Origin of the sequence: Pseudomonas lactucae, assembly GCF_016937615.1 — a bacterium.
Classification (GTDB): domain Bacteria; phylum Pseudomonadota; class Gammaproteobacteria; order Pseudomonadales; family Pseudomonadaceae; genus Aquipseudomonas; species Aquipseudomonas lactucae.
Genome location: NZ_JAFHKI010000167.1, coordinates 1 through 26098 on the forward strand (window position 1 = coordinate 1; position 26098 = coordinate 26098).

The 26098-nt window shown below is 57.7% G+C and carries 18 protein-coding genes, 1 tRNA gene and 2 pseudogenes; 2 read left to right on the forward strand and 19 right to left on the reverse strand.

Annotated elements, in window-relative coordinates:
- Positions 1-192: 192 nt before the first annotated feature.
- The 10 genes and pseudogenes from JWR98_RS30315 to JWR98_RS25765 form a co-directional block, all read right to left on the reverse strand.
- Positions 193-1074 (reverse strand): methyl-accepting chemotaxis protein, encoded by an 882-nt coding sequence (locus JWR98_RS30315; protein WP_425273220.1) that lies wholly within the window; start codon positions 1072-1074, stop codon positions 193-195.
- Positions 1075-1098: 24 nt separating this feature from the next.
- Positions 1099-1833: pseudogene (locus JWR98_RS30320) on the reverse strand (methyl-accepting chemotaxis protein); the annotation flags it as partial.
- A 576-nt stretch (positions 1834-2409) separates the two neighbouring features.
- On the reverse strand, positions 2410-3852 hold the full coding sequence (locus tag JWR98_RS25730; protein ID WP_205491539.1) for an aldehyde dehydrogenase family protein: 1443 nt from the start codon (positions 3850-3852) through the stop codon (positions 2410-2412).
- An 86-nt stretch (positions 3853-3938) separates the two neighbouring features.
- Positions 3939-5513 carry an acetolactate synthase large subunit gene (locus JWR98_RS25735; RefSeq protein WP_205491541.1) on the reverse strand — a complete coding sequence of 525 codons (1575 nt, stop codon included), beginning with the start codon at positions 5511-5513 and terminating at the stop codon, positions 3939-3941.
- A 1235-nt stretch (positions 5514-6748) separates the two neighbouring features.
- On the reverse strand, positions 6749-8590 hold the full coding sequence (locus JWR98_RS25740) for a tyrosine-type recombinase/integrase (RefSeq protein WP_205491543.1): 1842 nt from the start codon (positions 8588-8590) through the stop codon (positions 6749-6751).
- A gap of 235 nt (positions 8591-8825) precedes the next feature.
- A tRNA-Gly gene (locus JWR98_RS25745) sits at positions 8826-8901 on the reverse strand.
- A gap of 60 nt (positions 8902-8961) precedes the next feature.
- The gene (gene pgsA / locus JWR98_RS25750; protein WP_078732521.1) at positions 8962-9522 is read right to left on the reverse strand and encodes a CDP-diacylglycerol--glycerol-3-phosphate 3-phosphatidyltransferase; all 561 of its coding nucleotides are present in this window, start codon (positions 9520-9522) and stop codon (positions 8962-8964) included.
- Positions 9523-9554: 32 nt separating this feature from the next.
- Positions 9555-11378, reverse strand: coding sequence for an excinuclease ABC subunit UvrC (gene uvrC, locus JWR98_RS25755; RefSeq protein ID WP_078743607.1), 1824 nt, complete (start codon positions 11376-11378; stop codon positions 9555-9557).
- Position 11379: 1 nt separating this feature from the next.
- A complete protein-coding gene (gene gacA, locus JWR98_RS25760; protein WP_017530522.1) occupies positions 11380-12021 on the reverse strand; it encodes a response regulator transcription factor GacA in 642 nt (213 codons plus the stop codon).
- Between the two features lie 151 nt (positions 12022-12172).
- Positions 12173-12538, reverse strand: a complete 366-nt coding sequence (locus JWR98_RS25765; protein WP_205491544.1) for a helix-turn-helix domain-containing protein — start codon at positions 12536-12538, stop codon at positions 12173-12175.
- Positions 12539-12620: 82 nt separating this feature from the next.
- Between JWR98_RS25765 and JWR98_RS25770 the strand changes: the two genes are divergently transcribed.
- A complete protein-coding gene (locus tag JWR98_RS25770) occupies positions 12621-12860 on the forward strand; it encodes a DNA-binding protein (protein WP_078732517.1) in 240 nt (79 codons plus the stop codon).
- A 34-nt stretch (positions 12861-12894) separates the two neighbouring features.
- Here JWR98_RS25770 and JWR98_RS25775 read toward each other — a convergent pair whose 3' ends face one another.
- Together JWR98_RS25775 and JWR98_RS25780 are read right to left on the reverse strand one after the other, a co-directional pair.
- Positions 12895-13326 (reverse strand): GNAT family N-acetyltransferase, encoded by a 432-nt coding sequence (locus JWR98_RS25775; protein WP_078732516.1) that lies wholly within the window; start codon positions 13324-13326, stop codon positions 12895-12897.
- Positions 13327-14076: a carbon-nitrogen hydrolase family protein gene (locus JWR98_RS25780; protein ID WP_205491546.1), complete on the reverse strand. Its 750-nt coding sequence runs from the start codon at positions 14074-14076 to the stop codon at positions 13327-13329.
- A gap of 620 nt (positions 14077-14696) precedes the next feature.
- On the opposite strand from JWR98_RS25780, the gene JWR98_RS25785 reads away from it, so the two are divergent.
- On the forward strand, positions 14697-15767 hold the full coding sequence (locus tag JWR98_RS25785) for a 3-deoxy-7-phosphoheptulonate synthase (protein WP_205491548.1): 1071 nt from the start codon (positions 14697-14699) through the stop codon (positions 15765-15767).
- A gap of 67 nt (positions 15768-15834) precedes the next feature.
- Here JWR98_RS25785 and JWR98_RS25790 read toward each other — a convergent pair whose 3' ends face one another.
- The 7 genes and pseudogenes from JWR98_RS25790 to JWR98_RS25820 form a co-directional block, all read right to left on the reverse strand.
- Positions 15835-16257, reverse strand: a complete 423-nt coding sequence (locus tag JWR98_RS25790) for an ANTAR domain-containing protein (RefSeq protein WP_078732513.1) — start codon at positions 16255-16257, stop codon at positions 15835-15837.
- A 134-nt stretch (positions 16258-16391) separates the two neighbouring features.
- Positions 16392-20002: pseudogene (locus JWR98_RS25795) on the reverse strand (transporter substrate-binding domain-containing protein).
- Between the two features lies 1 nt (position 20003).
- Positions 20004-20636 (reverse strand): response regulator transcription factor, encoded by a 633-nt coding sequence (locus JWR98_RS25800; protein WP_078732511.1) that lies wholly within the window; start codon positions 20634-20636, stop codon positions 20004-20006.
- Positions 20637-20939: 303 nt separating this feature from the next.
- Complete coding sequence (locus JWR98_RS25805; RefSeq protein ID WP_078732510.1) at positions 20940-21656, reverse strand: MgtC/SapB family protein; 717 nt, start codon at positions 21654-21656, stop codon at positions 20940-20942.
- 146 nt (positions 21657-21802) lie between these two features.
- The gene (gene mgtA / locus JWR98_RS25810) at positions 21803-24508 is read right to left on the reverse strand and encodes a magnesium-translocating P-type ATPase (RefSeq protein WP_205491550.1); all 2706 of its coding nucleotides are present in this window, start codon (positions 24506-24508) and stop codon (positions 21803-21805) included.
- 486 nt (positions 24509-24994) lie between these two features.
- A complete protein-coding gene (locus JWR98_RS25815; protein ID WP_205491552.1) occupies positions 24995-25576 on the reverse strand; it encodes a GNAT family N-acetyltransferase in 582 nt (193 codons plus the stop codon).
- Between the two features lie 14 nt (positions 25577-25590).
- Complete coding sequence (locus JWR98_RS25820) at positions 25591-25935, reverse strand: FKBP-type peptidyl-prolyl cis-trans isomerase (protein ID WP_205491554.1); 345 nt, start codon at positions 25933-25935, stop codon at positions 25591-25593.
- Positions 25936-26098 lie beyond the last annotated feature (163 nt).

The window sequence follows — 26098 nt, forward strand, 5'->3', positions numbered from 1 at the left end:
GGGGGGGGGCACTTAATACCGGACACTTTCGGGTTAACATGATTGAGCCGTACCCATCAGCAACAGTGCCTTCTGGACCTTGAAAATCGTGCCCTTGACGAAAACAAAGGCGCCATTTCCGATGCAGGGCGTTGCAGTGGCTAGGACACCACCATATAAAGCAAGACAGGCCGGATAACCGACGCTCTCGCGCTACAAGCGAAACTGACTCACGAGCGCCTGCAGCTCGGCCCCCAATTGCGCAAGGTCGGCGCTAGAAACTGAGGTCTTCTCACTCGCAACTGCAGACTGCTCGGCGATGACACGAATACTGCTAATACTGCGGTCAATTCCTTCTGCCACTGAACTTTGTTGCTCTGCAGCGGTAGCAATTTGTTGGTTCATTTGTCCAATGCGCGAAACGGCCTGATCTATGAGCGCTAGAGCCTCACCTGCACTGCGTGCGACGGCAACACTTTCTCCAGCCATGCCACGACTTTTCGTCATCACGCTTACAGCACTTTCGGCACCACATTGAAGGGTAAGAATCAATTCCTCAATTTGCGCAGTGGATTGATGAGTGCGTCGCGCCAGAGCTCGCACCTCATCAGCAACTACCGCGAAACCGCGCCCGGCTTCTCCGGCACGGGCTGCCTCGATGGAGGCATTGAGAGCGAGGAGATTCGTTTGCTCAGCAATCCCTTTTATGACATCAAGAACGGTACTGATATTCGAACTATAATTTTTAACGCTTGCAATAGTTTCGGCCGAAATCTCAACAGACGTAGCTAGGTGCTCGATGCTGGTGATAGCCTTCTGCACAGTCTCTCCCCCCTTGCGGGTCTGCTCATCTGCTTGGCGAGCAGAGCCAGCAGCGATGTCCGCATTCCGAGCGACTTCCTGCACGGTAGCAACCATTTCATTCATGGCGGTAGCCACCTGCTCAGTTTCCAAAAGTTGCCCGGCGACTCCAACATTGGTTTGCTCGGTGACAGCCGAAAGCGCCCCTGCTGCAGAGGCGAGTTGTGCGATGCCGTTACCTAGCCCTCCTAGTAGCCCTCGTAAACTTGATGTCATCTGCTGTACGGCTAGCATCAATTGGCCAAGCTCATCACGGCGGGCGCTCTTCAGCACCACAGTAAGATCACCGCCTGCAACTCGCCTGGCAGCATCGACTACGCTTCCTAAAGGGCCAACGATCAAATGAGTGATAAATAGCGCACAAATGATGCCAATAAACAACGCCACTGAAGTAGCCCCTATCAAAATGCGTTTAGCCGCGCCGGACTCACTTTCAAGTTGCGAACGCTCCTGTGCTAGCGACTTTTGAGTTGCCTCTGTTACAGCGTGAGCACTTTCGCCTATTGATTTTTCAGTGTCCAGACGTTGTAGGACAGCTCTGTGCAAGCTGGCGAACTGCTTGTGGTATCCCTCAAGCAACTGCATGGCTTCATCAGTGGTCTTTTGAATATCGGGGTCATGACTCAGCGCCAACAATTGCTCTCCGTTAGTGGTAAGCGACATGAAGTGCTCTTCCATCAGACTGATATACTGCTCATCCTCACTCAGCAGGAAATCTTTCTCGACGCGCCGAGCTTCCAACAACTCGGCAGCGAGAGCGTTTGCTTGAAAGGCCTGGTCAAGTAACGTCAGACTACTCTGATCATTCGACTGCTGAATCCTTGTTACAGTGGCTTCACGCAGGCGCTCGGCTAGATCCTCGAAACGCTCAAGCGCTGCTCTCGCCGAGTCCTCCATGGCTTTTTGGGAGGAGCGATTGTCCTCAGTTGCCCTGCGAAGCAGCTGCAAATCCTCTCTATAGCGCATGACGTTCTGTTGGACCTGGTGCATCATACCCCTGCTCTCCTCGCGAGGTAACACCCTCTCAACAAGCTTGGCTTGGTCGTTTACTTTATCTACCAAACTGATCGCCTGCTCTATGAATGGGGCTTGACCGCGAATCAGATAGTTTTTTTCTAGCTGGCGCGCTAGAGCTAGATTGGTATCTATATCGCGTATGCGTAACAGGTCTTCGTAGCCATGCTGGTTACTTTCTAATGTTCGCTGCCCGATCCATGAGATTGCAACGTAATCGTAAGAATGAGGCCAAAACCAGCCATCATTTTCATACGAATACTTAAGTCGAGCAGAATACGAATTAGGGCCTGCACAGTGACTCCTTGCGTTTAGCTTTATCAGTATGGTCGGGAAAACTCAAGCAGATGCCAAGTACATGTGATTCAAAAAAAAACAATCCAGAACAGCTCACTTTTACCGCTCATACTCTCAACGCTGTTTGATTGAAAACCACCCTTTTATTCTGCTGACCATAATACTGGCCTTCACTCTTCTTAACGAATATTAATAAAGCAGCGTCATTACTGCACTTAAGCACTCCCCTGATTACAAACCAGAGGAGTACCGCAAGTACTAACCGAGAAAAATTGACTTAGTTTCTAGAAACTCTTCGATCCCAGCGCCACCCCATTCACGACCATTGCCCGATTGTTTATAACCCCCAAAGGGAGCAGTAGGGTCGACGTTCGCCCCATTGAGATGAACCATGCCCGTTCGCAGTCTACGTGCTACTCGTTCAGCGTCCGCCTTGTCGCTACCATAAACGTAGCCCGACAGTCCGTAGATCGAATTATTGGCGATCGTTACCGCATCCTCCTCGCTGTCATACGGAATAATGACTAGCACTGGGCCGAATATTTCCTCCTGCGCGATAAAGCTTTTGTTGTCCTCAACCGTTAATACGGTAGGCTTTACATAGAAGCCTTTTTCCAATCCCGCGAGCGAATCCGCCCCCCCACACACGAGCCTTGCCCCGTCGTTAATACCTTGCTCAATCATCTCCCGCACTTTGAGAAATTGACGTCTATTGGCAATCGGTCCCACGGTCGTTTTCTGGTCCATCGGATTACCGACAATCAGCTCACCACACACTTTCGTGGCGATAGCTTCTACTCGTTCCAGATGATGCCGAGGCACCAACATTCGTGATGGAGCAGTGCAGCTCTGACCGGAGTTACTCATCATCAATGTGACACCATGAGTGACGGCCGTCTCTAAATCCGCACCTTCCAAAATAATATTAGCGGACTTACCACCCAGCTCCAATGAGACTCGCTTGATCGTTTCTGCGGCTGCTTTTGATACCTGGATTCCTGCATTAGTCGACCCCGTCAGCGAGATCATATCTATTAGGGGGTGCGAAGAAAGGATATGACCGAGACGCCCACCCTCACCTAAAATCATGTTAAATACCCCCGCTGGCGTACCAGCCTCCTCCATTATTTCCGCTAAGAGTTGGGAAGAGTATGGGGCATTCTGGCTAGGCTTCAGCACGATTGTGCAACCGGCAACCAGCGCCGGAGCAACCTTGCACACCACTTGGTTCATTGGCCAGTTCCAAGGAGTGATAAGGGCACAAACGCCAACCGGCTCTTTCACGATTCGCGCTGTAGAAACAAGCGTTTCAAAAGGATGCTGTTTTGCTAAAGCAGCAGTTACCCGAAAATGTAACAGGCCGATCGTCGCCTGCGCAGGCATCGAAAGACTATAAAAAGGGGCCCCCATCTCTTTAGTGATTGCATCCGCCATTTCAGGTAGGCGACGTTCATACACATTCGCGATACGCTCTAGCAGCGCGATACGCTCATCGAGCGATGTTTGCGAATAGGTCGCAAAAGCTTTGTGAGCAGCCTTAATTGCACATTCAGCATCTAACTCGTCGCCGAACAGTATTGTACCGCTAACCTCCCCATTTGCCGGATTGATAACATTATGTTGTTGCCCTCCGGACAACGGGGCGACCCAAGCCCCATCGATATAAAACTTGTCTAGATGAATAGCGCCTTCGTAATCCATAAGTCCTCTGCACTCTGCGTTAACGTTGCTATCAGGTAATGAGCGAAACCATTCATTTAATGAGACTCAGCTCAGCTCTTGGAACCTCATACAACGGCTTCAATAAGTCGAGGCCCGTGCCCCCGCATTGCAGACAAGTACATATCGTTAAACTCTTCTGCCGTAGTTGCACGACTAGCTTCAACACCGAACCCTTGAGCAATTTTCACCCAATCCAGCTCAGGATTATGTAGATCCAACATTGAAAGTGCTTTAGAACCTGCCCCGACAACTCCCACCCGCATCAACTCGATATTTAGGATTGCATAAGAGCGATTTGCATAGATCACGACAGTTACGTCAAGCTGCTCTCGCGCCATGGTCCAAAGTGCCTGCAAAGTATAGGCAGCGCCGCCATCGCCATGAGGACAAACCACCTTACGATCCGGTGCCGCGATTGCAGCGCCGATTGCAAGAGGAAGACCTTGGCCGATAGACCCGCCCGTCAGAGGGAGATGCGTGTGAGGCCGAGCAGTTGCCATGGATGCAAGAAGGTAAATACCACTAGTAGCCGACTCATCTGCAATAATTGCATTATCGGGCGTCAAGTGTGCAATAGCACGAGCAACACCATCAACCGTCAGCCTACCACTTGGCAGGTCAGGCAAGATGAGTGGAACACGCCGCTCAACGTGAGCAGGCGCTTTAAGCTCTTCAGCCAAAGAAATCATCCCATTAGCGGAGTCTTCATGGGGATGCGCCAGATAACTGATAATGCACCCATCAGGAGTGCACCAACTGGATTTACCAGGATAAGCGAAGAAGGAAACGGGCGGCTTGGAGCCAACCAAAATGAGTTGTTCTATGTCTTGAAGAAACGCTGTGATCTGTTCTGCAAAGTACGGAATTCTCTCCACCGCCACCCGTCCTGCACCGAGCTCAACATGAGGTGCAAAGGTATCGCACAGTAGCCGGGCACCCGTTGCCGCCTGAACTCGCCCTGCTGCCTCCAACCCGGCGCCATGCAGCACCGCACCTCTAAGTAGAATCGCCGTTTTCTTGCCATTCTTCAGAAGCTCTATAGAGCGCTCGATCGCCTTATCTGAAACCTTCGCCATTCCAGAGTCTGGGATGGGCCCCACAGCGTGCTCAGCAACCTCCCAAGCGGTATCCGCTGGCAATATCAGTGTCGCCACTCCTCCAGGAGCAGAACGTGCAGCCTGAACCGCCCGGGCGGCATCTACCGCAACCGTCTTTGCATTTTTTGATTCGTGAATCCACGAGGATACAGGTCGGGCAAAACCAACAATGTCCGAGGTCAACAGGGCATCGTACTGAAGATGATAAGTCGCATGATCCCCTACGATATTAACAATCGGAGTATTGGCGCGACGAGCGTTGTGCAGGTTAGCAAGCCCGTTGGCTAGTCCTGGCCCCAAATGCAGCAGAGTAGCCGCGGGCTTTCCAGCGATACGCCCATAGCCGTCCGCTGCCCCCGTAGCCACTCCCTCGAAAAGACATAGAACGCTCCGCATCCCTGGCACAGAATCCAATGCCGCCACGAAGTGCATTTCGGACGTTCCTGGGTTGCCAAAGCAGACCTCCACACCACAATTATCTAGCGTCTGTACGAGGGACTGAGCACCATTCACTGCTTCTGTAACACTTGTATTAATTGTCATTAGTTACACCTATACGGCTAGTCGAAGCATGGATTCCGCCAGGCACACATAAGAAACCTGCAACCCTATGTGGGCTTGAAATGCGACAAATCCACGGTTATCGCAGCCCTGGCCTCGCCACTATCATTCGCGGATTACAGGCAGTACCCCCGTGAAGCTAGCTATTCTGGAAAAGCCTTAAGCTGACGTTAGTCAGATTATAACTTGCATCGATTTCCAGCAAGAGCCAAATCACCGAGCATCTTCATCTGCTCAGATTTCAGCGAGCGGTACAGCCATACAGACGTTCCTTTTTTGCAGCACGCTACGAGCCTGCATTCTGGTGCGGCTGGACCTCAAGGGCTAACTCGGAGATGTTATTTCGTAGAATTGCCTGACGCCGTACACGCAAGAGAAGGCCACGGCTCCGGGCCAGGTGATAACCAGTCAACCCTGTTTCAGTGCCTGCTTGCATACAACGGGTTATATGACCAGCCAAATTGCGTCGATGCTAGGCAATGTGTGGCTCTCGGATAAAACGGGGACCTTCGGGGAAAGGATTTGCTGGCCGAGAGGAATCTTGACTCTAGAACCACTTGCTGGTCAGGGCGATTGAGCGACTCAAGCTTCGTCTGAACGACCGCGGGCAGGCGCAGCGCCGCAGCAGTCACGGCTAAAGCTATATCTGGTAGTTAAGTTCTATCGCCTGCGGAAGCTCGACAACGAACTGTCTCCCAGCGCTAGCACTGAAAGGCGTAGGTCTTCAGAGATCCGACATGAGCCCGCACAACTTTCCCGACCGCAGACGCTACCTAAATCTAGGATATTCGTGGGGGTGAATGTGGGGGTTTTTTTCTGATATGAAAAAGCCCAATCTTTTCAGATTGGGCTAAGTCACTGAAAAATATGGTCGGGACGGAGTGATTCGAACACTCGACCCCTAGCACCCCATACGAGGGGTAGCTGAATTCCATGTTTATCCGCCAGCCGTATCTGCCGAACGCATAAAAAACCCGGCACGAGACCGGGTGATTACCAGCCCCTCAAAAACACAGCCCCTAAATGAGAGGGATGGAGGGCTGACAAGAGAGTGCGGGAGCGGGATATTGGCCTAATGGCATCTTCCTGCGCAATAGAATCCTCTAGCCAACCAGCTCCGAAACATCAGGCGACTTGCGTAGCCCACACACTCAGGAGTAGCTCTAGATGGGCCCAAGAAAGCAGCGACATTCGTTATCATCGCACGAGACAGTACCTCAGCTTGAGCCCAGGGCACTACAAACGATTCGCACAGCAACGTCGAAATTCTCCAGAGTGAGTACTTCGATTGGCGAGCGCCCCTTCAGTCGCTCATGAGGCTCACAGACCGTCCGATAGAGCCGCCACGCATCGACACCCGGAAACCGCGTTAATGCAGCAAGTACCAACTTGTGCCGCAGTGGATCAAGCTGCCAGTCGGGAATGCGCTGACCGCGATTCCCCAGGCTCAGCGACAGCAGACGGCGAGCCTTGATGTCGCGATTGATCTGATCTCGGGATTTGCCTGCCAATTTGGCGAAGACCAGCAGCGGCAAATTACTCGAAGCCTCATAAGTGGCCAGCATCTCGGCACGTTCGCGCTGGATGTCAGACACGTGGGATTTTTGCGGTTTTTCAGTCGACACCGAAAGAGGTACGACAGGCGACTGATGCGACACGACAAGAGCCGACTCGTCGTTAACCGAAGCCTTGGGCACCGAGACCGTTACCACTGGAAAGTTGCCGTTGAACTGAATGGAATTTGCGCTCACGTTTTCAAGTGACGGCAGCGAAGCAGCCCCCTCCAATCGGATGGTAAGCGGAGAGCTTGCCGCTTTCAGCTGACCCTGCCCCCACAGATCCAGACGGTTCGCCCAATCCTGCATCATGGTCCGACGCTGCTCGACATACTCCGCATGATTGTAGGCAGCACTCACCTTGTCCGGATCAGCATGAGAAAGCTGAGCATCAACCCACACCTTCGGGTATCCGATCTCGTTCAGTGCCGTCGAGATCGTCGCCCTCATGCCATGACCGGTGAGTTGATCGGCGTACCCCATCCGACGCAACGCGCCATTCAGTGTGTTCTCACTGATACGCTTGCTCAGGTCGCTTCGATGCGCAAACAAGTAGCGCTGTGCGGGGACAACCTGGTCCAGCAAGTGACGCACGATCTCCAGCGCCTGGACCGACAGCGGGACAATGTAGGGTGGTACATTTTGGGTCTGCTTACCTGGCTTCCGCATCGCTAGCTGGAGTTGTTTCACCACTTCCGCCGGTATGACCCACAAGCGCTTCTCCAGATCGAACTGGTCGGGTGTTGCCAACCGCAATTCGCCCGTGCGGACACCGGTCAGCAACAACAACCGAAGGCCAAGCCGAGTTTGGTCGGCACCACCGTAGTTTCGAAGCGCAGCCATCAACCCCGGGAGCTCGTCCATGCGGAGAAACGGATTGTGCGTTACGGGAGGTTTGGGAAGTGCGACCACATCGAGGTCTGAAGCCGGATTGTGTTCCAGCCCCTCGATTTTCACCAGCGCATAGCGGAACAATTGGTTGAACCAGGTCCGGCATTTTTCGGCTGTCGTTAAGGCCTTGCGCTGTTCGATCCTGCTCAGTAAATCCAGCAGATCGTGACGATTGATATCGTAGATGGACCGCGCGCCCAGGGTGGGCAGGACGTCTTTATTGAAGATTCTCAAGATCTGCGAGAGCGTGCTCTGGCGTCCTTCCTTCAGGCTTAGCCTGCGGAACTCCACCCACTGATTGAACACGGCCTCGAAGGTATGCTCCGCCGCAAAGCGAACAGCACGACGCTGTTGCTTACGGTGCTCATAGGGATTGATGCCTTGGGCGACCAAGGCGCGCGCCTCATCACGCCGCGCACGGGCTTCTTTGAGGCTGATTTGCGGATAACTACCAAGAGACATGCGTTTCTGCACGCCCGCCCAGTAATATCTGAAACGCCAGATTTTCCCGCCGCGTGCGGTCACGTTGAGCGCGAGCCCATCCGTGTCGCCTATTGTGTAGTCATTGCCGGTGATTCGGGCTTGCCGAACGGTCGTATCCGAGAGTGCCATAGCGAGCTCCTGAACAGAGTCAGGGCCAGATGCTCGTCTCGCTATCCAAGCTGCTCCAGCAAAAAACCGATTCAGTGCACATCCAAATCCAAGATCCTCATTTGGGACTTAAATCGGGACTTAAAAGCACTGGATGGAGCTGGATTTCAGTGGTTCCCGCTGGAACGAAAAAAGGGCCTAAAGGCCCTGATTTCAATCACTTACAGAATTCAGTGGAACTCTGTAGCGCAATATTTGGAGCGGGAAACGAGACTCGAACTCGCGACCCCGACCTTGGCAAGGTCGTGCTCTACCAACTGAGCTATTCCCGCTTGGTGATGCGCATTCTATAGATTCCTGAGCACCCGTCAACCCCTTGATTCAAAAAAGTTTTATTTCTTTTCGACGGTGGTGCGCAGATGGGGCCAGGCGGCGCGCAGGTACTGGAGCATGGACCAAAGGGTCAGGCCGGCGGCAATGAGCAGCAAAGCGTAGCCCAGCACTACCCAGAAAGTGAAGGCCGGTGGGTTGGCCAGCAGGATGACGAGCGCGAGCATTTGTGCGGCGGTTTTCCATTTGCCCATGTTGGAGACGGCAACGTGGGCGCGGGCGCCGATTTCGGCCATCCATTCGCGCAGGGCCGAGACGACGATTTCGCGGCCGATGATCACCGCAGCCGGCAGGGTCAGCCACAGGTTGCCGTGTGCCTGCACCAGCAGGACCAGGGCCACGGCCACCATGAGTTTGTCGGCCACGGGGTCGAGGAACGCGCCGAAGGGCGTGCTCTGTTCCAGGCGTCGCGCCAGGTAGCCGTCGAGCCAGTCGGTGGCGGCCGCGAAGGCGAACACCGAACTTGAGGCCAGGTAGCTCCATTCGTAAGGCAAATAGAACAGCAAAATAAAAATCGGGATGAGCAGGACGCGTAGAACGGTGATCAGATTAGGGATATTCATCGGCACAACTGGCTACGAGGTGGAAAGGCATTCTATTCGCTGTGCAGATTCGCATAAATCAACTCAGCGAGCTTTTTACTGATACCGGGTGCTTTGGCTATCTCGTCAATGCTGGCACGGGACAGCTCCTGCAAGCCACCAAAATGTTTGAGCAAGTCGCGACGTCGTGTTGGCCCGACCCCCGCCACCCCTTCCAGGGTGGAGGTTCGCCGGGTTTTGCCACGGCGGGCACGGTGGCCGGTAATGGCGAAACGGTGGGCTTCGTCGCGAATCTGTTGGATCAAATGCAGTGCGGGTGAGTCGCCCTTCAACGTGAACTCATGGGCGGCATCATTCAAGTACAACGTCTCGAAACCGGCCTTGCGCGTAGCGCCCTTGGCCACACCGAGCAGGATCAGGTCGGGCACGGCCAGTTCATTGAGCACGTCACGGGCCATGGACAACTGGCCCTTGCCGCCGTCCACCAGCAGGATATCGGGCAGCTTGCCCTCGCCGTCCTTCAACTTGCTGAAGCGTCGCGTGAGGGCCTGGTGCATGGCGGCGTAGTCATCGCCGGCGGTGACGCCTTCGATATTGTAGCGCCGGTAGTCGGATTTGATCGGCCCTTCCGGCCCGAACACCACGCAGGAAGCCACCGTGGCTTCGCCGCTGGAGTGACTGATGTCGTAGCACTCCAGGCGCTGGGGCGGCTCATCCAGCTTAAGCACTTCGGCCAGGGCATCGAAGCGCGCCGCGACGTGTTGTCGATTCGCCAGACGTGCGCTCAGGGCCTGTTCGGCGTTGGTGACGGCCAGTTGCTGCCAACGGGCGCGGGTGCCGCGTACGCGGTGGCTGATGTCCAGCTCGCGGCCACGCAGTTCGTGGATAGCCTCGATCAAGGTGGGGAAGTCTTCATGCACCACGTTGACGATCAGCTCCGACGGCAGATCGCGCTCGGGACTGCTCACGTAGTACTGGCCGAGGAACGCGGCCATGACTTCGGCCACATCCTCGTCGATACCGGTCTGCGGGAAGAAATTCTTGCTGCCCAGCACCCGCCCGCCCCGTACGCTGATCAAGTGCACGCAGGCACCACCGGGGTTGACGAAGGCGGCGATCACGTCGACATCCCCCGTGCCGCCTTCCATGCTCTGCTGATCCTGAACCCGACGCAGCAGGGAAATCTGGTCGCGTAGCTCCGCGGCGCGCTCGAAATCCAGGGTACCGGCGGCTTGTTCCATGGCAGTGGAGAGTTCGTCGGTGAGCGCATTGCTGCGTCCTTCGAGGAACATCACCGAATGGCGTACATCCTCTGCATACTCCGCCGAATCCACCAGGCCCACGCATGGCGCTTTGCAGCGTTTGATCTGGTATTGCAGGCACGGCCGCGTGCGGTTCTTGTAGAAGCTGTCTTCGCATTGGCGCACAAAAAAGGTTTTTTGCAGCAGGCTCAAGCTTTCACGGATAGCGCCGGCGCTGGGATAGGGCCCGAAGTACTTGCCCTTGGCCTTCTTCGCGCCACGGTGAATGCTCAACCGCGGGAAATCGCCGTCGGATAAAAACACGTAGGGGTAGGATTTATCGTCACGCAGCAGGATGTTATAGGGCGGCCGCCACTCCTTGATCAGCGTCTGCTCAAGCAGCAGCGCTTCGGTTTCGTTGGCGGTGATGGTGGTTTCGACCTGGGCGATACGCGCCACCAAAGCGGCGGTTTTCGGCGCGAGTCCCGACTTGCGAAAATAACTCGCCAGACGGTTCTTCAGGTTCTTGGCTTTGCCGACATAAAGCAGGCGCGCCTCACTGTCGAACATGCGGTACACGCCAGGGCGGCCACTGCAGGTTGAGAGAAAAGCACTTGGATCAAACGGTGTGGTCATGTCAGGCGCTGGCGTCCACCATGCCGTGGCGCACCGCGAGCAGGGTCAATTCCACATCACTGCTGATGGCGAGCTTCTCGAAAATGCGATAGCGGTAGGTGTTGACGGTCTTGGGCGACAGGCACAGCTTGTCGGAGATGGATTGGACCTTTTGGCAGCCCACGATCATCAGGGCAATCTGGATTTCCCGTTCCGACAGCGCATCGAACGGCGAGTCGCTGGTGGGCTGGAAGGACTTGATCGCCAGCTGCTGCGCGATCTGCGGGCTGATATAGCGCTGGCCGGCAAACACCAGGCGAATGGCTTGCACCATTTCGGCCAAGCCTGCGCCCTTGGTCAGGTAACCCGCGGCACCTGCCTGTAAAAGCCGAGTCGGGAACGGGTCTTCTTCACACACCGTCACGACCACGACCTTGATGTCCGGATGACTGCGCAGCAATTTGGTCGTGGCGCCAAGACCGCCGATGCCAGGCATCTTGACATCCATTAACACCACATCGGGTTTCAACTCCCGAGCCTTGATCAGGGATTCCTCGCCCGACTCGGCCTGGCCGACTACTTGCAGGCCATCGATGTCAGCCAGCATTCGTGTAATGCCTGTACGAACGAGATCATGGTCATCGACTACTAGCACCCTAATCAAGCAGACACCTCGCGAAATGGTCTTATAGGTTGCTGAACACCTTAGCAAAAAACCGAGGCTCAGACCTAGGTGCAAGTGTCATATATATAGAGTTTGGCCAGGCAGCCGCCATCCGCCGGGAAGCGGACGGTTCAATTTCCCGGGCGAAGTGTCAGGACTCCTGGGCCACCGGCTTGGCTTTTCCATTCAGTGAAATGGAATGTTTGGCCAGGGTCGACGCCAAGCGACGGATCGCGTCCTGATCTTCCTTGATCATCACACGGTAATCCCCCAGCACTTTCTCTTCGATCTGACTGAGGGTTTCGAGTTGGATCGGCGTGGCCGTGCCGGTCAACACATACAGCACGTCCACCCCTTTTTCGGCGACACGAGACAAATAATCGGCTTTGGGCGTACGCCCGCCACTTTCATATTTACCTTGCGCATTGGCTTCAACGCCGCCTATCTCGCCAAACAGTTTTTGCGACAGGCCGAGTCGCTCTCTTTCTTGCCTCAAACGCGAACCGATTCCACTCATTTGGATGTATGATCCTATTTGGCACACCCCAAGAGGTGATCCACTCATCTCTTAGTTAAACAAACTTGAACGGTTTTGAACTATGCCCGGAATCCGTACTGCCGCACAAGCCAAGGCCTGGCTGGAACATCAAGGAAAGTCTGTTCAAGCGTTCGCGCGTGAACATGGCGTGGATCCGGCAACCACCTATCAAGTGCTCGCCGGGCGCAAAAAGGGACGGCGTGGAGAGGCCCACAAGGTCGCGGTCCTTCTGGGTATGAAAGAAGGGATCATCCTGTCCGAGGCGGATGGCCAGGCCCACGATCAGGAAGCCGATGTTTGACGTCAGTATGCGCTTATTACGCGCGGGCACATGGTTAGCTTGAACGGCACACACGCTCCATGCGCCAGAAACAATCCTCTTCACCGACGATGCTGAGTCCGTTGCGCTGATAGAGCTCGCGGGCCGGATTGGACTTGAATACCGTCAAACGCAGCAGGCCCTGCGCCTGCGCCTTGAGTGCCATCTGCTCCAACACCCAACTGCCCGCGCCGAGTCCGCGATACGCTTGGAGCATATGCAGTTCGCGGATATAGAGCGCTCGGCTGTCGCGACTCAGGCTGATAAAACCCAGCACGGTGTCGTCCTGACAAATCAGCCAGTTCTCCCGACCAGCCCAGGCGGTGTCAAAACCGTCGCCGGACCACCACAATCCGTATTGCACGTAATAGCGGCTCATGGCTTCGTGGGTCAGCTTGCGTGCAAATGGCAAGTCCTGGTCTGTTGCCGCGCGCAGATAAAAGCTCATTCAGAGCGCAACCACTTGGCCTGCCCACACGCCGCTATCGCGACGGGCGATCACCAGCACATCCCCCACGCCAGGCGCAGCGGCAAGCAAGCTGCCATCAGCGGCCCAGATCGCACTGCGACCGGCGCAGGCCCACCCCCCTGACGGGCCACCGTGATTGGCCATCAACACCAGCATGCAATGCTCAGCGGCATAGCCCTGAAGCAACGCACTGTCGGCGGCATAGCCACCTTCGCTGATCAATACACCGGCGGCGTACACATTGGCGCGTGCCCGCGCCGCGGCACGCGGGTGGCTGGCATGGACAAAATCTGCGCACACCGCCAAGGCAATCCGGTCATTGCCCCACTCAAGGGCTGCACCGCCCTGCCCTGCGACAAACGCAAGCTCTTCGCCATCATGCAAATGCTGCTTGGTGTAGAGCGCCAGGGCTCCGTCCGCCCCCAGCACCAGTGCACCTATCAACACTGCCGAATCAGGCGCCAGTCGAATCGGCATACCCACCACTGCCGTCAATCGCAGTTCCCGTGCCATCTCGCGCAACGGCGCCAACAGTGCATCGTCCGGTGCAATCGCCAATTCGGCCGCCAGGGACGGCTCATACCCTGTCAACGACAACTCCGGGAATACCAGTAATTGCACGCCGTGCTCCGCTGCCACGCGCATGAAGGCCAGGTGTCGCTGGATATTGGCCGGCACATCGCCCGCGATGGAAATGGATTGAGCAGCAGCAAGGGTCAAGGCAGTCATGGTCGCGTCCAGGCAATCATCGTCAAAGTGTGGTCAGCATATCGGCACGTACCCCATAGCCGTAAGTCCCCTGCCGCGATAGAAATTACTGATTGAAACTGCCTGTGCGCCTCTAGTAAGCTCCCCCCATCATTTGGAGAACGACCATGTTGCCTCTCACCCACACTCAGGTTTGCCCCGCTGCCAGCGCCCCGCGCTCGGTGCCGGCTACCCGTGTGAACGGTTCGAGCGCAGCTGTAAGCTTTTATTTTGGGTATTGGTTTAGCCACTGGCGCGCCTGATACCTGAAATCGGCGCCCACTGTTCAAGGGGTCGCCTACCAGAGAAATCTAACCCCCGGTCGGCTCCCCGACCGGGGGTTTTGTTTTTTCAGCCTCTAATAAATTTTGTTTGATCACGAACACTTAAAGGACTCACGACATGAACTACGCCACCTATTACCGCTACGACACCTCTACTGCATGGCGATTTAGCCAGCTCCGTTCGGGACAGCCTGCCGCCTCCGACCGGTCACCTATCGGTGGCAAGCCAACACACACAGCCAGTACGGCCAATTGTCGAACACCCCAGTAGGCCAAGCGCGCGGGAACAACCCGCCGCTTGCCCAGGAAGCCTTGAATATGAACTCCTCCGTCGCCGCTCTGCCCGTTTCGAACCTGATCAGCGCCAATGAAGCCCTGACCCAGCGCCTGCCCAGCGCCCTTGAGCTCAAGCACCAGTTACCCCTCAGCCCGTTTCTCAATGAACAGGTCCACGCTCATCGCCAAGCCGTGCGCGCCATCCTCAATGGCGAAGATTCACGCTTGCTGGTGATTGTCGGCCCATGTTCGATCCACGACCCGGAATCAGCCATGGAGTACGTCCGCAATCTGAAGAAGCTGGCACTCGAAGTCAGCGACCAGATGCTGCTGGTGATCCGCGCCTACGTCGAAAAACCGCGCACCACCATTGGGTGGAAAGGCCTGGCCTACGACCCGCACCTGGATGGCAGCGATGATATGGCCGCCGGCCTGCGCCTGTCCCGCGAGCTGATGCGCGAAATGCTGCGCCTGGGCCTGCCGGTTGCCACCGAGCTGCTGCAACCCATGGCTGCGGGCTACTTCGATGACCTGCTCAGTTGGGTGGCGATTGGCGCGCGCACTACCGAATCGCAGATCCATCGCGAAATGGCCAGCGGCCTGGGCATGCCCGTAGGCTTCAAAAACGGCACCGACGGCGGCGTGACGATTGCCTGTGATGCGATGCGCTCGGCCTCCCACCCGCACCGCCACTTCGGCGTCGACAGCCAGGGCCACCCGGCGATCATCCAGACTTCGGGCAACCCCGACACCCATCTGGTACTGCGCGGCGGTCACCGCGGGCCGAACTACGATGCGCACAGCGTCGCCCAGATCAAACATGACCTGGCCACGTCCAAGGTCACGCCGCGCATCATGGTCGATTGCAGCCATGCCAACAGTGGCAAAGACCCATTGCGTCAACCGGCAGTGTTCAACGACGTGCTGGAACAGCGCTTGCAGGGCGACACTTCGCTGATCGGCATGATGCTGGAAAGCCACTTGTTCGAAGGTTGCCAGCCGTTGAGCGCATCGATGAAATACGGCGTATCGGTAACCGATGGCTGCCTCGGATGGAACAGTACCGAGCAGTTGTTGCGCAGTGCCGCCCAGCGGTTACGCGCCCGAGGCTGACCGAACAAGGCGCTGCTGCAACGGCTACAGCGCCTTCACTTTACGAGGGCATTGCGCCCAAGCGGGACTAAACCCCAGTCACCGGCAAACGGGATAACTCCCGCAGCCACGGCAACACCCGTAGGCCACGCGTGCCCTGGGGTGGGTCGATGATGTCCATGAAGTGTTCGAGGCTGACGTTGTCCGGAACCCCTGGCAGGCGCACCAGTACCGTCGGCGTTGCGCCGACAGACGTGCCCAGGTCCAGGTGGTCGTAGACCAGCACATGCCGCGCCTGAGGTTGCGGTTCGCAGGCATTGACCGCAAGCCCGGCATTGATAATGAGCACATCGAACGGTTCGGCCGGGATGGCCGTCAGTATCTGGAGCTCTTCGAAGGTGTCTACCGGCACGATCCGGTGGTACCCCAGTTGGTTGAGCATTTTCTCGATATACAGCCGTTGCAGGTGCTGTTCATCGGCAATCAGGATAGACAGTGCTTTGTTCGGCATGGCAAACCCCTGGGCTGGCAGCGCGCGTCAGTAAGAGCGGCCCATTCTCCAGACATATCCCGAACACAGAATCAGGCATATTCCCCTTTCGTGTAGGACTTTTCCCAAATCCACCGAATGACCATTCGCCGCGGTCAAGCCTGATTGCAATATCGGGCCAGGCTGTGATGCAGCCCATCAATCGCAACACCTACCGCCTCAACCGCAGCACCCACTGCATCGCTGTCCTGGCGTTCACATACCCCTTCCAACGTCTCGCAACAGCCGATCAACCTCTGGGCCTTGACCATCCGCGCGCCGCCTTTGACGCGATGGGCGAGGTCATGCAGCGTGAAGAAATTCACGGGGCCCGACGGCCCAGACAACAAGGCACGGTCCTCCTTGAGGCTGGTAAGCAATGGCGTCAGCAACTCGCCCAGAGCGTCCTTGTCGCCTGCGGTCAGCGTGATCAGCGGGCTTAAATCGAACACCGGCCCGGTCTCGACCGACACGGCACCCGCCGTGCGCGAGGCCAGGGCGCACGCAAGTCCTCAAGCCCTGTAGGTTTGAACAGGCAACCGTCCATGCCCGCTTGCCGACAGCGCTCGGCCTCCTCCGGTTGCGCATTGGCGGTGAACCCCAGCAACAGGCACGGCGGCGCTCCGCGCTGACGCTCCAGCGCCCGGATTTCACGGGCCAGCGCATAGCCATCCTTGAGGGGCATATTGCAGTCGGTGATCACTCCGTCGAAGTGCCCGGACTGCCAAAGCACAAGCCCTTGCCCGCCGTCCTCGGCCGTGGTGATGCGGTGCCCCAGGAAGCTCAGTTGTCGCGTCAGCAAAAGACGGTTGGCCGGGTAGTCGTCCACCACCAGGATATTCAATGCGCGAGCCGGCGGGATAAGCGGCACGGGCAAGCCAGCCGGAGCGGCAGCGGTCAATGTCAGCGCCAACGTCACGTCCACCCGCGTGCCCTTGCCCAGCAAACTGCTCAAATGCAGTTGGCCGCCCATCATTTCGCACAGGCTGCGGCTGATCACCAACCCGAGGCCCGAGCCGCTGCGCGCGGATTGTTCATGGTTGCTGCCTTGGATAAACGGGTTGAACAAGCGCTGTTGATCTTCGGCGCTGATACCGATGCCCGAATCTTCCACCCATAAGCGCAGATGCAACTGGCCGTCCGCCACTGCCCCGCCAGCGCCCAGGCGAACCTCGCCGGCCTGGGTGAACTTGATGGCATTGCCTAATATATTAGAGACCACTTGCTTGAAACGCAGCGGATCAATCAACACGGCACAGTCGATCGCAGGGTTCAGCTCCACCTGCAGCGCCAGTCCTTTGTCCCGTGCCAACCCCTCGAATACACGTGCCACCGACGCCAGCAATTCATGCGGATTGGCCGGTGCCAGGGTCAGCGACAGATGGCCGGACTCGATCCGTGCGATATCCAGAATATCGCCGATCAACTCCAGCATGCTGCGGGACGCCACCGACGCCACCTCCAGCGCATCACGGTCCGCACGGCCTTGCTCGGCATTTTTCAGGGCCAGTTCGATCATGCCGATCACCGCGTTCATGGGGGTGCGGATTTCATGGCTCATGGTCGCCAGAAACGTCGTCTTGGCGCGGTTGGCGGCGTCGGCTTCCTCTTTGGCCTCCTGCACTTGGCGCAGCAGACGCTGGCGCTCACTCACGTCGACCCAGCCGGCAATCATGCCGACCACTTTTTCGTCACCATCCCGGTAAGGCAGCATCCACTGATAGATGGTCAGCACGTCGCCGTTTGGCACCTTGAGCACGCGGTCGTGGATCTGCGGTTCGCCCTGCTCCATCAAGCGCAAATAGTCGGCGTGGAACGACTGCGCCTGGGGCAGATTGCCCGTGTCGGTTTCCACCACGGTCTTGCCGATCACGTCTTCCAGCTTGAAGCCGAACACGTCCAGGTAAGCGTTATTGCAGGCCATCAAGCGGCCCTGGCGATCACGCACGTAAATCGGATGAGGCGTACCGTCGATCAACACTCCCATGAAACGCATCTGGTCGCTCAAAGCGCGCTCGGCCTGGGCGCGCTTGCGTATCAGACTACGCAAATAGAACACCCACCCCAGGGTCACCAGCAGCAACAACGCGGCCAGGCCAAATCCCTGGATGATCACGTTGCGGTGGCGCAGCCAGTAACTGTCTTCGATGATGATTTCGCCGCGCCAATGGTTGGTCAATTCGTCCATCTCTTCGGGGCTGATGCTCAACAACGCCTTGTCGAGAATCGAATACAACTCCAGTTGGCTGCGGTTGACGCCAAAGGTGATGCGCGCAGGCTCCGCGCCGACCGTGCTGGTAATGCGCAGGCGATCACGGTAATGCCGCGCGATCATGTAGCGCGCGCTGATCAACGAAACGATGGTCGCGTCTACCGTGCCCTTGGCCACCATCTCCAGGGCTGTTTCCGGGTTCTCGACATCGACAAACTCGATACCGGGGTAATCCCGGGCAATCTGCGCGGCGAGGCTGTTGCCGCCAATAAAAGCCAGGCGCTTGCCGGGCATGTTATCCAGTGTCACCAGGCGGTCATTGTCCGCGTGCACCACCATCACATAAGGGCTGGACAGGTATGGCCGCGTAAATCGAATTTTCTCGGAGCGCTCCACGCTCGGTGTGATAACGGCCAACATGTCCACGCGCCCGGTGCTGGTTTCGTCGACTTGCCGCGGCAGCGAACTGCCCTGTTCCACGTCGAATTTGAGGCCGGTGCGCAGACTGATGCGTGACAGCACCTCGGCGCTCAAACCCTCGAATTGGCCCTGCTCGTTGAAAAAGGACAGCGGTACGAATTTGTCGAGCACCGCGACTCTCACCCGCGGGTGCTTTTGCAGCCAGCGCTGTTCACTGTCACTCAAACGCAGCCGATCAGCCTCAAGAAACCCACTGCCGCCAGCACTCCAGCGGCGCAGGATCTCCATCTGCTGGCTGGCCGGAACGGCGTTCAACGCGGCGTTGATGATGCCCAGCAGGCGCGTATTGTCTTTGACGAAGGCAAACCCGAACGGGTTGACCTCCAACGCGGAAAAGTCGGCCATGCGCACATTGTTGAGGTGGTTTTTGTTGATCAGGTAGCGAGTGCTGATGGCATCGCCCAGATACACGTCCGCCTGGCCGAACGCCACGGCCCCGATGGCTTCGAAGGTCGAGGCAAACAACACCAGGTGCGCGTCCGGGTAGAAGGCCTGGACGGTCTGGGGCTGCATATAGTGGTAGAGCATCGCCACGCGCTTGCCGGCGAGGTCGCCACTCAGCGTGTGGCTCTCGCCGGCGCGCGTCACCAGCGCGGGTTGGTCGTTGGCGTAAGAACGTGACAACACCAGTTGCGGGTCGGCTGCTTCGTAACCATTGGCCGAGCCCAAAAAGTCCACCGCACCGGTCTTGAGTGCCTCGATCACTTCATCACGCGTGTCGTAACGCCGTACCTCAATCGCAACATTGAGCGCCTGGGCGACCAGCGCCGCGTAATCGGCGGTGATGCCTTCCAGTTCGTCCTTATTGTTACTCAGGTCGAACGGTGCGTAATCGGGCGTCGACACCCCCATCACCAGCGTGCGTCGCTCACGCAACCACTGCCAGTCGGTTTCGCTCAGCTCCACCTGGGGGTGTTCAAGGTTTGAGTGTCCCTGCAGGCTCAGCGTGCGGGGTTCATCCAGGGCCATCGCTGGCCAGGACAACAGCCCCAGCAGCAGGATGGCCGCGAGTTTCAGCCGCCGGGAGGTGATCATTTCAGATCAGATGATTGCGCTGGGCGAATTTGGACAGGTGTACCACCGACGACATGCGCAGCTTTTCCTTGAGGCGCGTCTTGTAGGTGCTGATGGTCTTGTGGCTCAGCAGCATTTGCTCGGCGATCTCGTTATTGCCCAAGCCCAGAGCCAGCATCTGCAGGACCGTCAACTCACGGTCCGACAAGCCTTCGATCATTTGCAGTTCGGTTTCTTGCAAGTCGTCGCGTCGCACCGAACTGGTGGGCAGGCTGGGGAAGCAACTGTAGCCGGACTGGATGGCCCGGATGGCCTTTTGCAGCTCATCGAGTTCACCGGTCTTGGCAACAAATCCCATTGCGCCGGCGCGCATGCAGCGGGTAGAGAAGAACACCGCCAGGTAGGAGGTCAGCACCAGGATCCTGCACGGCAAGTCCAGCGCCTTGATCCGGTTGATCACCTCCAAGCCGCCGAGCTTGGGCATTGCCAGGTCAAGGATGACCAGGTCCGGGCGCTCCTCGCGGGCAATTTGCATGGCATCGGCACCGTTGCCCGCCTCAAAGATGGTATCGAAACCTTCCTGCTTCAACAGGTACTTCACGGTGGCGCGTATAAAAGGGTGATCATCCACAATTAAAGCTTTGTTGTTGCTCATAAAATTCCCCTGCGAGGGTCAGTACGCTTACACATCACGCGGGACCCATCTACCTGTGAGAAGTAACAGTTCCGACAAACGGCGCTGACGACTTCGCACACTACTTCAGGCAGAACAGGCCCCTCCTCTTGAAACCACACGGTAAACATGTAAAGCCGCGCCTGGATTCCTGAGCGGGCACAAGCGCGCAACCTTAACAATGGCGAGTGGATTCAAATGAAGGGATAGTCTCGAATGCACGTAGGACTTTTCCTCGCTAGAGCATAGCCAGCTTTGCGTGAGGCAATGCCTCGCACCAGCCGCCTATTCGGTGGTGCTGGGGCTCCAGAACGCCTGCACCACCAGGGTCGACAGGGAAATTCGCGCCACCAGGGCGTCCAGTTCGTCACCGTCCACCGACGTCACCGCCAGGGTGGCTTCGATTTCCACTTCTTCAGTGCCGAACGGGCGCACATCGACGTCGCTGGCCGGGTAGTTGCAGCGCGCGAGTTCAGCCTCCAGTAGCGCCAGCACAGCCTTTTGCTGGGTGCGTCGGGCGATCACATACAAGATGTTAGTGACCTCCGCCGACACCACATCCAGCGGCTGGCGGTTGATGTTATTGACGATCGGCCGCAGCAGAGTATTGGCCGCCAGTACAAACAACGTGCCCAGCAACGCTTCAAGGATCAGGTCGGCGCCGGCGCACGCCCCCACCGCCGCCGACGCCCACAGCGTGGCGGCGGTGTTGAGCCCGCGCACATTGCCTTCTTCACGCATGATCACGCCGGCACCGAGAAACCCGATGCCCGACACCACGTACGCCACCACCCGCACCGCACCTTCCGCACCGCCCAGGCGGTTGGCCATATCGACAAAAATCGCCGCGCCCACCGCCACCAGCACGTTGGTCCGCAGGCCCGCCGTACGCTGCCGGTACTGGCGCTCGAAGCCGATGAGGCCGCCGAGGATGAAGGCGGCAGTGAGACTGACCAGGGTGTCGATCAGGGAGTTGAGATTGATGTTATTGATTGCTTGCATAGAAAGTCTCCGGGTTGCAGCCGCCGACCAATCTGGGAGCTGGCCTGCCCGCCATCGAGCATAGGTCTCTACATAAATTCGAGCGAACCCCAGGGCAGTTGCCGAGCCCGGCTCCCGCTGGGCCCGGGGTGTTTGGAGATGACGGATTACTGCCAGCCGAACTTGCGGATGTAGTAGCCCTTCACTGCCTGGGTCAGCGCCATGTACGCCAGCAGAATCACCGGCAGGAACACAAAGTACAGCGACGGCAGCGCCTGCAGCTTGAAGTAGTGCGCCAGCGGCCCCATCGGCAGGAAAACCCCCACGGCCATGATCACGCCGGTCATCACCATCAGCGGCATCGCCGCACGGCTTTGCAGGAACGGGATTTTCGGGGTGCGGATCATGTGCACGATCAGGGTCTGGGTCAGCAGCCCCACCACGAACCAGCCCGACTGGAACAGCGTCTGATGATCGGGCGTATTGGCATCGAACACGTACCACATGAGCGCGAACGTGGTGATGTCAAAGATCGAACTGATTGGCCCAAAAAACAGCATGAAACGGCCCACATCTCCCGGCTGCCAGCGTTGTGGTTTAGCCAGCATTTCGTCGTCCACGTTGTCGAACGGAATCGCGATCTGCGAAATGTCGTACAACAGGTTCTGCACCAGCAAGTGCATCGGCAACATGGGCAAAAACGGAATGAACGCACTGGCCACCAGTACCGAGAACACGTTGCCGAAGTTGGAGCTGGCGGTCATCTTGATGTACTTGAGCATGTTGGCGAAGGTGCGCCGGCCCTCCAGCACGCCCTCCTCCAGGATCATCAGGCTCTTCTCCAGCAGAATGATGTCGGCCGCTTCCTTGGCGATATCCACCGCGCTGTCCACTGAAATACCGATATCGGCCGTGCGCAACGCCGGTGCATCGTTGATGCCATCGCCCATGAAGCCCACCACATGCCCATTGGCCTTGAGCAGGCGCACGATGCGTTCCTTGTGGCTGGGCGTCAGTTTGGCGAACACATTGGTGACTTCCACTGCCTCGGCCAGTTCGGCGTCGGTCATGTCTTCGATGTCGTTGCCCATCAACAGGCCCTGTTGCTCCAGGCCCACTTCACGGCAGATCTTGGCCGTGACCAGCTCGTTGTCACCGGTCAAGACCTTGACCGACACACCGTGGGCCTTGAGCGCCTTGAGCGCCGGCGCAGTGCTCTCCTTGGGTGGGTCGAGAAACGCCACATAGCCAATCAATGTCAGGTTGTTTTCATCCGCCAGGCTGTAGGTGTCACGCCCCGGTGCCATCGGTTGCGCGGCCACGGCCACCACGCGCAGGCCCTCTTCGTTGAACGCCGCAGTCACTTGGCGAATGCGCGTCAGCAGTTCATCGCTCAGCGCCTCGCTGGTGTCGCCATGGCGTACGGTATTGCACACCGACAGGATCTCTTCCACCGCGCCCTTGCAGATCAACAGGTGCGGCAAGCCTTGCTCGGCCACCACCACCGACATGCGCCGACGGTTGAAATCAAACGGGATCTCATCGACCTTGTGGAACGCCGTGCCCACCTTCAGCTCGCGATGCACCTCCACATGCTCCAGTACCGCCACGTCCAGCAGGTTTTTCAGGCCGGTCTGGTAGTAGCTGTTGAGGTAGGCCATTTCCAATACGTCGTCGGACTCTTCGCCCCACACATCCACATGGCGTGCCAGGAAAATTTTGTCCTGGGTCAGGGTGCCGGTTTTGTCGGTGCACAGTACATCCATCGCACCGAAGTTCTGGATCGCGTCCAGGCGCTTGACGATGACCTTCTTGCGCGACAGAAACACCGCGCCCTTGGCCAGCGTCGACGTAACGATCATCGGCAGCATTTCCGGAGTCAGGCCCACCGCAATCGACAGCGCGAACAGCAGCGCTTCGGTCCAGTCACCCTTGGTGAACCCATTGATGAACAACACCAGCGGCGCCATCACGAACATAAAGCGGATCAGCAACCAACTGACCTTGTTCACGCCATGCTGGAACGACGTGGTCGCACGGTCGGTGGCCGTCACGCGTTGGGCCAGCGCGCCGAAATAAGTGCTGTTGCCGGTGGTGAGGATCACCGCCGTGGCCGCGCCGGACACCACGTTGGTGCCCATGAACAGAATGTTCTCCAGGTCCAGCGGATTACGCGTGTGGGCGTCCTGTTGCTGGGCGAACTTCTCCACCGGCATCGATTCGCCGGTCATCGCCGCCTGGCTCACAAACAGATCCTTGGCACTGAGCACGCGGCAGTCGGCGGGGATCATGTCGCCGGCCGACAGCACGATGAGGTCGCCTGGCACCAATTGTTTGATCGGCAATTCGAGGCGCTTGGCTTCATCGCGGCGCAGCACCGTGGCCGTGTTGCTGACCATGGCTTTGAGCGCATCGGCGGCCTTGTTCGACTTGGCCTCCTGCCAGAAACGCAACAGCGTCGACAGCACCACCATGGAGAAAATCACCGTAGCGGCCTTCATATCTTCGGTCAGCCAGGAAATCACCGCCAGCAACGTCAGCAACAGGTTGAACGGGTTTTTGTAGCAGTGCCACAGGTGCACCCACCATGGCAGCGGCTGCTCGTGCTCGACCTCATTGAGGCCATGTTGCGCGCGCAGGGTCTCGGCTTCCTGAGTGTTCAGGCCCTCGATATGGCTGCCCAAGGTACCGAGCAATTGCACGGTGCTGCTGTTGGCCGCGACCACCAGGGTTTGCGCCAGGGTCGGCGGCACTTCGCGGCTGACGCTGGCATCGGTGACGGTCTCGAGCATCGCCAGGCGACGGAAATGTCGGGCGATGTGCCGGGTCCGCAGGAAACCGGCGAAGAACTCTTTCAACAGGGTGAGGTTCATGGTGTAACTCCTGCGCGAGGAAAAAACCGTCGTGCAGGTACCGCCCCTCCGCACCGCGCCTGTTACACAGGCACAGCCGGCTTGGCCCGCCCACCCTAAAAGGCAGGCGCGTCCGTCGCGTCCCGAGGTTACCCAGGTGCTGGTCAGCGTCGATGAGAGGGAATCAAACAGCTGCCAGGACTGGCCGCTGCCGGGATGCCGCTTCTCGCTTTTTTTGGCGAGACAACGGCATCGGATGAATGCGCGTTACCTTGCCAAGCCTGTGCCGGTTACCGAAACCGGCCGACTACTGTCACTCGAACAAGTACCCACTGAGGGTCTCCGCTATTGATGAAAACGCGCGAAGCTTACGCCCCGACTTCAGGAGAGTAAACCGTAGGAAAGTGTCCGAGTGGTGAATAAGAAGATTCTTCAGGATGGGTTCAGGAACCCCTATATTGAAGATGCAGATGCTTGAATGCGGGAGGGGACTGCGCACATCCGCGGCTACGGTGCCACGGGGCGATCGCGTCCCACCAGTATCAGGTAATCGTCCACATGGCCCTCCACCAACGCCTTGACCTGAATCGACACCCTGTTCACCTGACGACCCATCGCAATCCCATCCCGTGTACGCACCTGCACATACCCAAGCTTGGGCCAGAAGCGCTCGGCCCTGGTGTTACCCACCACCACCGTCAAGCGCAGCCACTGGGCGCCATTCTCTAATGCCCAACGCTCAAGGTCCGCATGCAGCCGCTGCGCAAAGCCAGTGCCATGCCTGCCCGAGTCCACCAGCAACAACCCGATATGCCATACGCCCTGCGCGAGCAAATCCGCCGCAATATTCACCACGGCGACCAAGCGATCATCAGCGTCTCGATAGCCCAGCCAGTACATCCGGCTGCACGTCCACCCGGTCGGCAACGCCCCCTGCAACTCGTCGCGCGCTTCGGTCGGCGTGGCAGGCTCACCGTTGACCGCGATGAAGTAATCCGGTGCCTGCTCGAAAAACCGCTGCAGCTCGGCTGCGTCGCCGGCATTCAGCTCATCCACCCGAAGCTCCTCAAGAGAGCAAGTGATATCCATATCTCGCGTCTCTCTCAATCATCCCGCGTCAGCACTTCCAACAGCTCAATCTCAAAATGCAGGTTACTGTTGGGCGTGATATGCGCGCCCATCGACCGCTCGCCATAGGCCAGATGCGCTGGCACGAACAACCTGCGCACTCCGCCCACCTGCATGCCCATCAAGCCCTGGTCCCAGCCTTTAATGACGCGCCCGGTGCCGATCACACACTGGAACGGCTTACCCCTTTCCCAGGACGAATCGAACACCGTGCCATCTTCCAGCGTGCCGGTGTATTGAGTGGTGATCAGCGCGCCCTTGACCACGGCTTTGCCGGTGCCCAGGCGGGTGTCAGTGATCTGCAGTTCGTCGTGGCTCATGGGGTTCTCGTTGAAGGCGTAAAGGCTGGGGTTTTCCCAGAATCGGTGGGGTTTGGCAAGTGTAGGAACAGTTGCAGCCGTATCGCTTCCCTCGCACCTACGAAAGAACACGACTTGCCCTCACAAAAAATCACCTTCTGCTTATTCTCGATCAATTCGCCTA